The organism is Caballeronia sp. AZ1_KS37 (assembly GCF_023631165.1).
Taxonomy (GTDB): Bacteria; Pseudomonadota; Gammaproteobacteria; order Burkholderiales; family Burkholderiaceae; genus Caballeronia; species Caballeronia zhejiangensis.
This window is the reverse complement of sequence record NZ_JALQDP010000034.1, coordinates 78476-90064: the sequence shown is the minus strand read 5'-3', so window position 1 is coordinate 90064 and position 11589 is coordinate 78476. Positions and strand designations below refer to the sequence as shown.

The 11589-nt window shown below is 59.2% G+C and carries 10 protein-coding genes and 1 pseudogene; 7 read left to right on the top strand and 4 right to left on the bottom strand.

Annotation, left to right across the window (positions count from 1 at the left end; all coding sequences use genetic code 11):
* The first annotated feature begins 241 nt into the window (after positions 1-241).
* The 6 genes and pseudogenes from NCS00_RS21020 to NCS00_RS20995 all read left to right on the top strand — a co-directional run bounded on the left by NCS00_RS21020 (position 242) and on the right by NCS00_RS20995 (position 6191).
* Positions 242-949, top strand: coding sequence for a YceH family protein (locus tag NCS00_RS21020; RefSeq protein WP_033536182.1), 708 nt, complete (start codon positions 242-244; stop codon positions 947-949).
* A 3-nt stretch (positions 950-952) separates the two neighbouring features.
* Positions 953-1680: pseudogene (gene mnmC2, locus NCS00_RS21015) on the top strand (tRNA (5-methylaminomethyl-2-thiouridine)(34)-methyltransferase MnmC2); the annotation flags it as partial.
* A gap of 269 nt (positions 1681-1949) precedes the next feature.
* Positions 1950-2150: a DUF3311 domain-containing protein gene (locus tag NCS00_RS21010; protein ID WP_309780095.1), complete on the top strand. Its 201-nt coding sequence runs from the start codon at positions 1950-1952 to the stop codon at positions 2148-2150.
* Entirely contained in the window at positions 2147-3628 is a 1482-nt protein-coding gene (gene mctP / locus NCS00_RS21005; protein WP_250436404.1) for a monocarboxylate uptake permease MctP, read from the top strand. The genes NCS00_RS21010 and mctP overlap by 4 nt, the downstream gene beginning before the upstream one ends.
* 128 nt (positions 3629-3756) lie before the next feature.
* Complete coding sequence (locus NCS00_RS21000) at positions 3757-4692, top strand: LLM class oxidoreductase (protein WP_250440887.1); 936 nt, start codon at positions 3757-3759, stop codon at positions 4690-4692.
* Between the two features lie 26 nt (positions 4693-4718).
* A complete protein-coding gene (locus tag NCS00_RS20995) occupies positions 4719-6191 on the top strand; it encodes an amidase (protein WP_250441072.1) in 1473 nt (490 codons plus the stop codon).
* A gap of 14 nt (positions 6192-6205) precedes the next feature.
* Here NCS00_RS20995 and NCS00_RS20990 read toward each other — a convergent pair whose 3' ends face one another.
* Positions 6206-6607, bottom strand: coding sequence for an H-NS histone family protein (locus tag NCS00_RS20990; RefSeq protein ID WP_250440886.1), 402 nt, complete (start codon positions 6605-6607; stop codon positions 6206-6208).
* Between the two features lie 296 nt (positions 6608-6903).
* Entirely contained in the window at positions 6904-7344 is a 441-nt protein-coding gene (locus NCS00_RS20985; RefSeq protein ID WP_008347795.1) for a DUF3331 domain-containing protein, read from the bottom strand.
* Positions 7345-7804: 460 nt separating this feature from the next.
* Here NCS00_RS20985 and NCS00_RS20980 point away from each other — a divergent pair, with 460 nt between their 5' ends.
* Entirely contained in the window at positions 7805-8074 is a 270-nt protein-coding gene (locus NCS00_RS20980; protein ID WP_008347794.1) for a DUF1488 family protein, read from the top strand.
* Between the two features lie 9 nt (positions 8075-8083).
* Here NCS00_RS20980 and NCS00_RS20975 read toward each other — a convergent pair whose 3' ends face one another.
* Together NCS00_RS20975 and NCS00_RS20970 are read right to left on the bottom strand one after the other, a co-directional pair.
* Positions 8084-9343 carry a c-type cytochrome gene (locus NCS00_RS20975; protein ID WP_008347792.1) on the bottom strand — a complete coding sequence of 420 codons (1260 nt, stop codon included), beginning with the start codon at positions 9341-9343 and terminating at the stop codon, positions 8084-8086.
* A 10-nt stretch (positions 9344-9353) separates the two neighbouring features.
* Positions 9354-11588 (bottom strand): xanthine dehydrogenase family protein molybdopterin-binding subunit, encoded by a 2235-nt coding sequence (locus NCS00_RS20970; RefSeq protein WP_008347790.1) that lies wholly within the window; start codon positions 11586-11588, stop codon positions 9354-9356.
* Position 11589 lies beyond the last annotated feature (1 nt).

Sequence of the window (11589 nt, the reverse complement as noted above, 5' to 3'; positions counted from 1 at the left end):
GCGGGCAGCCCAGTGCCGATGCAGAAAAAGCAACTTCGATGCCAATGATTAATGCGGTTCGCCTCCTTATATAAAGCACGCTACGAATACGCCGTCGCGATCTTTTGCACCAAAACAGCGCATCGCTGCCGGACAATGCACGTGCGCTGGATGAACTTCATGCTGCATCGAGGTGCGTGAATGACAGAAGCTTCCTGCGGCGCCGGTATGATAGGCGTCTTACTGCACGTCAATCACGCTTATGAACACGCCCTCTGAAGCCACACCCCGTCCCGCACTGCGCGAACTCACGCCGCTTGAAGCCCGCGTGCTCGGCGTGCTCGTCGAGAAACAGCATACCGTGCCTGACACCTATCCTCTTTCGTTGAATTCCCTAACCGCGGGATGCAATCAGAAGACCGCACGCGCCCCGGTGATGAGCGTAAGCGAGGACGAAGTGCTGACGACGATCGATGGCCTTAAACGCCTGAGTCTCGTCATCGAAGGCAGCAGCAGCCGTGTGCCGCGCTTCGAACATAACGTGAACCGCGTGCTCGGCGTGCCGAGTCAGTCAGTCGCCCTACTTGCCACGCTATTCCTGCGGGGCCCGCAAACCGCGGCGGAGTTGCGCGCGAACAGTGCGCGGCTGCATTCGTTCGCGGATATATCATCGGTCGAGAGCTTTCTGGATGAACTCGCCGCGAATGATCCGCCGCGTGTTGTGAAGCTGCCGCGCACACCGGGCGAGCGCGAAAGCCGCTGGATGCATCTGCTTTGCGGCGAAGTAAGCTTGAGCGATATGCCTTCGCGCGAAACTCAAGGCGGCGAATCTTATTCCCTTTCCGAATTCGAAGCGTTGAAGTCCGAGCAAAAGCGCCTTGCTCATGAAGTCACGCAATTGCGCGCAATGGTTCAGCAAATGGCAGGCGAACTGGGCATCACGCTCGATCAATCGTCGCCCGATGCCTGAACGATGGAAGCGCCGCTGATTCCGGCATCGCTCGTGTTCCGTGACGGATCCCCGTATTCGCCGCGTCACGACGACATATATCACAGCGCGGCGGGCGCGCTGGCTCAGGCGCGCCATGTCTTTCTCGATGGCAATGACTTGCCCGCGCGCTGGCGCGGCAAGCATGGCTTCACGGTGCTCGAGACCGGCTTCGGCATGGGCATCAATTTCCTTGCGACGTGGGCCGCGTGGCTCGACGATGCACATCGGCCGCCGACGCTCGAATACGTATCGATAGAAAAGCATCCATTCCGCGCAGACGATCTACGCGCGGCGCACGCGGCGATCATCGACGATGCCGCTATCGCGCCGTGGCCGACGCGCTCATTCGCGCATTGCCTCTGCTCGAAGGCGGCGTGCATCGGCGAACGTTCGTTGCCGGCGCGGTCAGGTTGACGCTTGGCTATGGCGACGCCGCCGACTTCTTGCCACGCCTGGCCGATCATGGCGTTGCAGCGGACGCCATCTATCTCGATGGCTTTGCGCCAGCCAAGAATCCGGACATGTGGACGCCCGCCGTATTCGCTTCGCTGGCGCGCATGGCAAAAGACGACGCAACCTTCGCCACGTTCACCAGCGCGGGCATTGTCAAACGCGCACTCATCGAAAGCGGATTCGAATATCGCAAGCTTGCAGGCTTCGGCGGCAAGCGCGCGATGCTCGCCGGCATGCGAGCGAGTTCTCCGCGCGTCATAACTTCGTAAGCATAGATCGCGCTTTTTGAAGGCATGAAATGACCAAAGCTATCGGCGATTCGTCGAATTCGGCAGACGCGGAAAGCCTTGCGTAAGCATCGATTGGCACAAGCCCTTTCCATCTCTTAGGCGTCCGGCAATAAAAGCGAATTAGTTGGATAATGCGCAGCCGTTCGCGGCGCGGCGCTCACTCGCATCGGCAGAACATTCGCGGAGGCCGCGCGCCGGCAAGTTCTTATCAGCGCCGATTCACGAGGAGAATAGCTTTGGAATCCGATAACGATGCGCCCCGTGGCCCATGGCTTTGGGTTGCGCTTTTGATACCCTACGTCGCACTGCTTTGGCTGCCGTTCTATAACGACACACGGCCGTCCTTCGCGGGCTTTCCGTTTTTCTATTGGTATCAGTTCTTGTGGGTGCCGCTCACTTCGCTCCTGCTTTACATCGTGCACAGGGGCCTGAAATGAACGATCTCACGCCAGTCGATCCGGTCGCGATGACCATCTTCATCGCGTTCTTCGTGCTCGTGACCGTCGTCGGCTTCTTCGCCGCGCGCTGGAAGCGAGGCGATCTCACACAGCTTCACGAATGGGGCCTCGGCGGCCGCCAGTTCGGCGTATTGATTTCATGGTTTCTCGTCGGCGGCGATTTCTATACGGCCTATACCGTGATTGCCGTGCCGGCACTTGTGTATTCGGTCGGCGCGTATGGCTTCTTTGCACTGCCCTATACGATCATCGTCTATCCGTTCGTGTTTGCAGTGATGCCCAAGCTGTGGAAGATCGCCCATGCGAAAAATCACATCACGGGCGCAGATTACGTGCAGGGCGAATACGGCGGCAAATGGTTTCCTGCTGCGGTGGCGATCACGGGCATCGTCGCAACGATGCCCTATATCGCGCTTCAGCTCGTCGGCATGCAAGTTGTCATCAAGGGCCTCGGCGTGACGGGCGAACTGCCGCTCATCATCGCATTCGTGATTCTTGCGCTTTATACCTATACGAGCGGCCTGCGCGCCCCCGCGATGATCGCCTTCGTGAAGGACATCATGATCTATATCGTCGTGATCGCGGCGGTATGGCTGATTCCTTTGAAGCTGGGCGGTTACGCGCATGTATTCGATTCGGCCGATCAATACTTCAAGGCGAAAGGTGGCCCGACGGGCATCATTCTCAAGCCGGGACAATTCACGGCCTATGCATCGCTCGCGCTCGGCTCCGCGCTCGCCGCATTCATGTATCCGCATACGATGACGGCCGTGCTCTCGTCTTCATCCGCGATGACGGTGCGCAAGAACGCCATCTTCCTGCCAGCCTATACGCTGCTTCTGGGCTTGATCGCGCTGCTGGGCTATATGGCGATCGCGGCGGGCGTGCATGTGAAGTCGGCATCGGATGTCGTGCCGGCGTTGTTCGGCACGCTGTTTCCCTCGTGGTTCGTGGGCTTCGCGGCTGCGGCTATCGCGATCAGCGCACTCGTGCCGGCGGCGATAATGTCGATCGGCGCAGCGAATCTGTTCACCCGTAACTTGTGGCGTCCACTCGTATCGCCTGACATGTCATCCACGGCTGAAGCATCGACGGCGAAGCTCGTATCGCTCGTCGTGAAATTCGGCGCGTTGCTATTCATCGTGTTCCTGCCGACACAGTATGCGATCGACCTGCAGTTGCTCGGCGGCGTATGGATTCTGCAGATATTCCCGGCCATCGTGTTCACGCTCTATACGCGCCGATTGACCACGCCCGGCCTATTTCTGGGTTGGCTGTTCGGTATCGTGCTGGGCACCGGTCTCGCGATCTCGCAAGGCCTCAAGCCGGTTTATGTCGTCCATCTCGGTGATGCTTCGTGGCCGGTCTATATCGGCCTGATTGCACTCGTCGTGAATGTCATCGTCACGTATGTCGTATCGATCGTCACTCGGCGCAGCGTAGTGCCCGCTGCTTAAAGACTCGCGTTTCAACGATGCCTGGTGCTTTATCGCGCCGGGCATCGTTTATCAAGGCAGTGATACCATCAGCGTCGGACCCTTTCCTCGACGCAACGCGTGTCATGAACGCTAGCGAAAACACTCCAATGTCGTCTTCGATCGCGAACTCGGTTTTCGCGCAAGACAAGCTCTCTATCGGCATCACGCTGCCGATCACGCGCGATAACGAGAGCGTCGTCGACTACAGCGAACAGCTATCGCTGGCGCGGCTGGCCGACCGGCTCGGCTTTCGTGCGCTCTGGGTCCGCGACGTGCCGCTCAATAGTATCGAGTATCCCGATCCGGTCGGACATCTCGACCCTTGGGTGCTGCTCGGCGCGCTGGCATCGAACACGGAACGCATTGCGCTCATCAGCGGCGCAATCGTGCTGACGCTCAGACATCGCCTTCATGTCGCCAAAGGCGCAATCTCCGTCGACGCCCTGTCTCGGCAACGCTTCATACTGGGCGTCGGTTCAGGCGATCGTCCACCGGAATACGCCGCGTTCGGCCGCGATCCGGATACACGGCGCGATCTGTACAGGCAACATTGGGAAACGCTCGCCGCTGCCGTCACCGTGCCCTCTCGCGTGATCCCCGATCATGCACCTGGAGGCGCGCCCGACTTCTATCTTTTGCCTCGCCATAACACTTCCATTCCAATGCTCGCCGTCGGTTCGGGCGGTCAGAGCGTCGACTGGATTGCGCGTCATTCGCTTGGCTGGATGACTTATCATCGCGAGCCGCAAGCTCAGCGCGGGCGATATAGCATGTGGCGTGCTGCGGTCGATCGCGCGGCGTCCGGCGCTTTTCGTGCATTCGGCGTCGCAATGCGGCTCGATCTCAGCGAAGATGCGAACGAACCCGCTGTCGACATATCGCTCGGCTATCGCACGGGACGTCGCGCGCTCGTTGCGCTCTTGCGCGAGATGCGCGAGAACGGAACGCATCATGTGACGCTCAACATCACATCGGAACGACGAGCCGCGCGCGATATCATCGAAGAAGTCGCCGCACATGTTCTTCCCGAGTTTCATTGCTGAATCCGTCTGCCATTCACGACATAGCCATGACCGCACTCGACGCAAAGTCCGTCTCAACGCCCGATAAGGATATTGTTTCGCTCGAAGCTATCGCGCTGACTCGAGCAATTCATGCGCGCGACGTCTCGTGCGTCGAAGTGATGAACGCCTATCTCGCGCAAATCGATCGCTTCAATCCTGTCGTGAATGCGATCGTTGCGATGCAGGATCGCGATGCACTACGCTCTCTCGCCGCCGAGCGCGATGCACAGCTATCCCGCGGAGAGAGCCTTGGACCTCTGCATGGCTTTCCACAAGCGCCCAAAGATATCCTTCCCGTCGCGGGAATGGTCACGACGAAAGGCTCTCCTCTCTATGCAGGCGAACTTTCGAAGATGGACGCCGTCATCTTCGAGCGCATGCGCAACGCGGGCGCAATATTCATTGGCCGCACTAATTCGCCGGAATTCGGCTTGGGCGGACATACCTATAACCCGGTGTACGGGACCACGCGCAACGCCTTCGACCAATCGCGTTCGGGGGGCGGAAGCAGCGGCGGCGCGGCGGTTTCCGTCGCGTTGCACATGCTGCCCTTCGCGGACGGCACCGACATGATGGGCTCACTGCGCACGCCCGCTGCATTCAATAACGTCTTCGGCTTTCGCACGACGCCAGGATGCGTGCCGTATGCGCCAAGCGACGACGTCTTCTTCCAGCAATTCAGCGTCGCCGGGCCGATCGCGCGAACCATTCCCGATCTGGGACTATTGTTGTCGGTACAGGCCGGCTTCGACGTTCGCGCGCCTCTTTCACGCAGAAACGACAAGCCCGCTGACTTCGCGAACGCGCTCGAGCGCGATGTGCGCGGCACGCGTATTGGCTGGCTCGGCGACCTGAACGGACATCTGCCGATGGAAGCGGGTTTGATGGAGACGTATTTATCGGCGCTGCGTCACTTCGAAACGGCGGGCTGCATCGTGGAGGCTGCCGATATCGACTTTGATCTCGACTGTCTATGGAAAGCCTGGATCGATTTGCGCAGCCTTACCTTCTCCGGCACCAATGCGCCGCTTTATCGCGACGCCGCCAAGAGAAAGTTGCTCAAACCGGAAGCGGTATGGGAGATTGAACGAGGTCTGAAGTTATCGGGAGAAGATGCGTCCCGTGCAATTCGCGATCGGACGGCCTGGTATCAGGCAATCAATGCGCTATTCGATCGTTTCGACTATCTCGTGTTGCCTTCGGCGCAGGTCTTTCCGTTTGATGCGGACTTGGACTGGCCGCATGTTATCGACGGCCGCGAGATGGATACCTATCATCGTTGGATGGAGACCGTCGTTCCGGCGACGATGGCATCGCTGCCCGCGCTAAGCGCGCCAGCCGGACTGGGTGCCGGCGGCTTGCCGGCCGGATTGCAAATCATTGGACCGACGCAAGGCGATCTTGGCGTATTGCAGATCGGGCTTGCTTATGATCGGGCAAGCGGTTTTTCCCGCGTGCGCAGTCCCTTGCTCGCCTAAGCCTTCCCTTACCTTTAGGCAGCGGCGTTGCGTGCACTCTTTCTTTTGCGCGCGCCGTTCTTGCTGGCAGCACCATTGATCAGATACACGCTGCGGTCAGGCGCATCCTTGATCCAGGCGGGCGGACGAGCATGTCCGCTCCAGGTGGCGCCCGATTCCGGGTCGCGATATTTCGGCGGCAACTTGGACTTGGTCGCTCCTTTTCTGGAAACGGCCGATTGGCCAGAACCCGCAGGACGGCCGCGTGTTTTTCGCGTGCCTGAACCGGCCTTGGCGAGATCGGCAATGGTCAAGCCGAACTCGTCCATCATTGCCCGAATTTTGGCGATGACCTCGATCGACTTTCTTTCCCGCAATACATCCGCGCGACGCTGCAATTTCTGAATCTGGCTTTCCAACTGTGCCAATGTGGCCATAACTCCTCCCATGGATTTCTGCAAGCGGCGAATGGAATGAGCAATGTAATGCGTCCGCGCGACGCACGATTGCCATCCTTTGCAGATCTTATATGGATAACGCCCAAGCCAAGCGCTCTTGCAAGAAAAACGCAGATGTCGTTAGCGCGCTCGCAGATACACCTGAACTTGAACGAGCTTGGTCATCGTCCGCTCATCAGACGATACGCGATAACGCATCCCTTTTGATCATCAAGGCAGTTCGCGCATGGCCACAGACGCGTGCTTCGCGCACGCGTCTCGCGGACGAAAGCCGATCACTCGGAAACGAGGCTCGCTTCCTGCTCAGCCGGAGTGAGCGCAAGCGCCAGAATCATTGCGCCGCTATTGAGCGGGACCGAACTGCCGACACGCCTCGGCCTATAAACAGGCTGTCCGCGCCTGATCGCCTGACCGCTCAAGGCACACGTTCCGCGCTTGCGGGCAGTGCAAAGGGCCCAGACCTGCTCCGAGTAATTGAACGACGTGGGATCGTGCCAGGAAAGCGAGAGCGTCGATTCGCTCAAGCGCTCCAGCACGCGAATATTGACGCAATGCCCGTCGGTGGATCCGATGCATGCGGTCTTGCCTTGGACATTCCGTACGAGCGGTCGTGTCATCAGTGAGAGCTTCTCGTTCGCTTCCGAAGGGCGGTTCGGAAGGCTGTCGAGCATTGCCAGGGTACGGCTCCAGGGATCCATCAACGATGGATGCTTCATGTTCCGCTCCTGCTGGCGACAACGCCCGCCGCAACAGAAGCCGCGTAGACGTTGCCGGTGAAGTTCCGGGAATGCGCCGCACGCCCCGCTTGCTGATGCGGTGTGCCGCGCCGCTTCGGATGATCGTTCCTAGAGTAGTACACCTGAGCATGCTTTTCTTTTCATTTTTCATGGACATTCATGGACAACCGCGCCAGTCTTGCCGGTATGGGATCTCGCGCGGCGTCGAATCCCGCAGGTTGCACCTCAGACTACTCCGCAAATCTTTAACGTCGGTGAACGCCGAATACGAACGTTCGATTCATTCATATGAAGTTTGTCCCCCGCGTTGGAACCGCCTTGAAGCGAAAAACGCCTGCTTCTGGCCGTTTGCGCACGTTTCGCGCTCATTCGAGGATTCGCGAGTTCACCAAATTCTGACACAATAAAATTCAGCGAAACGTATCTCTCCTGCCGAACCATGACGAGCAAGCTCCTGATCCATGCCACTATTTCGGCGGACCGCGCCTCCGTCAGCTTCGTCGCGTTCTCTCGCGAGCAGGCCATTCAATGCAACATCACGCGCAAGGCGTTGGAACAGTGCTTTTGGGCACCGACAGGAGCAAGCGACGAGCGCTTGCTAAAAGCCCTGAGCGATGGTTATGAGCGCATCAGTGCACGTGTGCATCGCAAATTCCTCGCGCATCCATCCAGTTCGATTCACCTGGATGTCATCGATTTTTCTTCCTGACCCATACAGTCACTGCGTCGCCTTGCGCATCTTCGTCACGTCCGATGCCTGCACAGCCGGCGTGCCGTTGTTCCACGCGCCCCGGATGAAAGTAAGTACGTCCGCGATCTGCTGATCGTTCAGCACGGGTGCATAGCGCGGCATCGGGTAAGGCGCGGGCACGCCGCCGATAACCAGATCGCCGGTGCCGTTCAGCGTCACGTTGATCAGCGACGATGCATCCTTTTCCAGAACGTTTGGATTGCCCGCGAGCGGCGCAAGCATGGGTGCGAAGCCACGGCCGTCCGCACCATGACAATGCAAGCAATAGGCGGTATAGACCCGCGCTCCCGAATCCGATGCGGCCGGACGCGACAAGGACACTTTCGTCGCTTTGGGATCATATGAATAGCGCGGTCCACCATTGCCCCCCGACGCGGGCAACGACTTCAAATAGCGCGCCATCGCGGCAAGATCGTCGTCACTCAACATCTGCGTGCTGTTGTTGACGACGCTCGTCATCGAGCCGAATGCAGACGCGTGCGCGTTCGCGCCCGTCTTGAGAAAGCTGGCAATGTCCTGCTCCGACCAGCGCCCGAGGCCGGTATTGTGCTCGCCCGTCAGGTTGGAAGCGAACCAGTTATCGAGCAAGCCGCCCGTCAAATAGGCGCTATTGCTTTCGTCGAGTCCTTTTTCCTGAAATGCGATGCCCCGCGGTGTGTGGCATGAGCCGCAATGTCCGAGCCCCTGAATGAGATAAGCGCCACGATTCCACGCGACATCCTTTCCGGATTTGTTCTGATAAACGCCCTTTTCCAGAAAGACCGCGTTCCATAGCTTAAGCGGCCAGCGCATATTGAGCGGCCATTTCATGTCCGGCTCACGATTGGCCTGCTTGACGGGTGTGACGCCATGCATGAAATACGCGTACAGCGCATGCATGTCCTCGTCGTTTATCTTTGCATAAGAAGGGTAAGGCATTGCCGGATAAAGGTTATGCCCATCCTTCGCAACGCCCTCGCGCAAGGCGCGCGCGAAGTCCTCTTCCGTGTAGCGGCCGATTCCCGTGTCCGGATCGGGCGTGATATTGGTCGTATAGATCGCGCCCAACGGCGTCATCATCGGCAAACCGCCTGCGAGCGGCTTGCCTTTTTGAGTCGAGTGACAAGCGACGCAATCGCCTGCTCGCGCGAGATAGGCGCCACGCGTGACGAGTGCATCGTCGGCTGCATGAGCCGAGGACGCCAATGCAAACAGCATCGCAAAGAGAGGCTTGAATGCGTTTTTCATGACGGGCTCCTCACGCGCTACGCAATTGATCGCCTACGGGCAAGCGCCTCAATCGCTTGCCCGTTGCGGCATGGATCGCATTCGTGATAGCCGGCGCAAGCGCCGCTGTGCCTGGTTCGCCGATGCCGCCAGGAGCTTCCGTGCTTTTGACGATATGCACCTCCACCGGCGGCGTTTCGTGAATGCGCAGCATTCGATAGTCGGTGAAATTGCTTTGTTCGACGCGTCCGTCCTTGATCGTGATTTCGCTATAGAGCGCGGCGGTAATGCCGAATATGATGCCGCCTTGCACTTGCGCTTCGACCGTATTGGGATTGACGACCATGCCGCAATCGACGGCGCACACGATGCGATTCACCTTTACCTCGCCGTCTTTGTCGACAGCGACATCCGCGACGATGGCGAAGAAACTGCCGAATGCGTGCATCACCGAAACGCCGCGCCCTTGTCCCTGCGGCACGGATTGCTGTCCCCAGCCCGCCGCCTGCGTCGCGACATCGAGCACGTTGCGTGCGCGCGGCGACTTGCCAAGCAGATCTCGCCGATACTTGACGGGGTCGACTTTCGCCTGCACGGCCAATTCGTCGATAAAGCTTTCCACGACGAACGTGCCACGCGTCGGTCCCACGCCGCGCCAGAATGCGGTGGGCACGTCATGCGGTTCGAGCCGCACATAGTCGACGAGCTGATTGGGTAAGTCGTACGGAAGATCGGATGCCACTTCGACGGCATCGGGATCGACCCCATCCTTTACTGCCGGCGGCGCAAAACGCGCAAGCACAGACGACCCGACGATGCGATGCGTCCATGCAACCGGCTTGCCGTTGGCATCGAGTCCCGCAGATAACTTGTCGTAATAGCACGGCCGATACATGTCGTGCTGAATGTCTTCCTCGCGCGACCACGTTACTTTGACCGGAACGCCGAGCGCCTTGCCGATCTTGAGCGCCTGCGTGGCCATGTCGAATTCGAGCCGCCTGCCGAAGCCGCCGCCGAGCAAATGGTTATGCACATGAATCTTTTCCGCAGGCAATCCAGTCGCTTTCATTCCGGCATCGCGGATACGCGTGGGCACTTGCGTGCCAAGCCAAATATCGCAACCATCCGGGCGCACATGCACCGTGCAGTTGATCGGCTCCATCGTCGCATGCGCGAGAAACGGCTGAACGTACACCGCATCGACGCGCGTCTTCGCATTGGAAAACGCATTGTCGACATTCCCTTCCTTACGCGCCACCGCGCCCGTGCGCTGCGATGCATTGGCCATGTCGTCGACGATCTGCTTCGTCGATACGTTGGCGCTCGCGCCTTCGTTCCATTGGATCTGCAAGGCAGCCGCGCCGCGTTTGGCGGCCCACGTATGATCGCCGATCACCGCGACGCCATTGTCGAACTTTACGATCTGACGCACGCCGGGAATCTTTTTCGCATTGCTGTCGTCGACGGATGCGAGCGTTCCGCCGAACACGGGGCAATTCACGATCGCTGCATACACCATGTCGGGTAAGCGCACATCGAGACCGAACATTGCAGTGCCATCGACCTTCTCTGGCGAATCGAGCCTTTTCGCCGGCGTGCCGACGATCTTGAAGTTATTCGGATCCTTTAATTTGATGTCTTGCGGAACGGGCAATTTCGCGGCCGCTTCGGCGAGCTCGCCATAACTCGCGCTACGTTCTCCCGATGCATGCATAACCTTGCCGCCTTGCGCCTGGCAAGACGATGGATCGCATTTCCATTCCTGCGCCGCCGCCGCGACGAGCATCATGCGTGCGGCCGCGCCCGCTTTGCGTAACGGCTCCCACGCATAGCGCACGGACGTCGAACCGCCTGTCAATTGACCGCCCAACAGCGGGTCCGTGAAAAGTTTTTCGTTCGGCGGCGCATGATCGATCGTGACGCTATCGAGCGGCACTTCGAGCTCCTCGGCTATCAACATGGGCAACGCGGTATAGACGCCTTGTCCCATTTCGACCTTCGGCATGATGAGCACGACCTTGCCGCTCTTGTCGATCTGCACGAACGCATTCGGTGCGAATACGCCTTCTTGCGCGGACTCGACGCCATCGCCTCCGATAACCGACTTGCCTTTGCCCTGATCCTGGCTCGCGGCCGGCAAGCTGAAGCCGATCAGCAATCCGCCGCTTGCAGCGACGCCGGCGGTCACGCCGAACTTCAGAAACGTGCGGCGCGACAATCCCGCGCGAGCCGCATGACGCCCCGCCTCGATCAATCCTTGCGACATG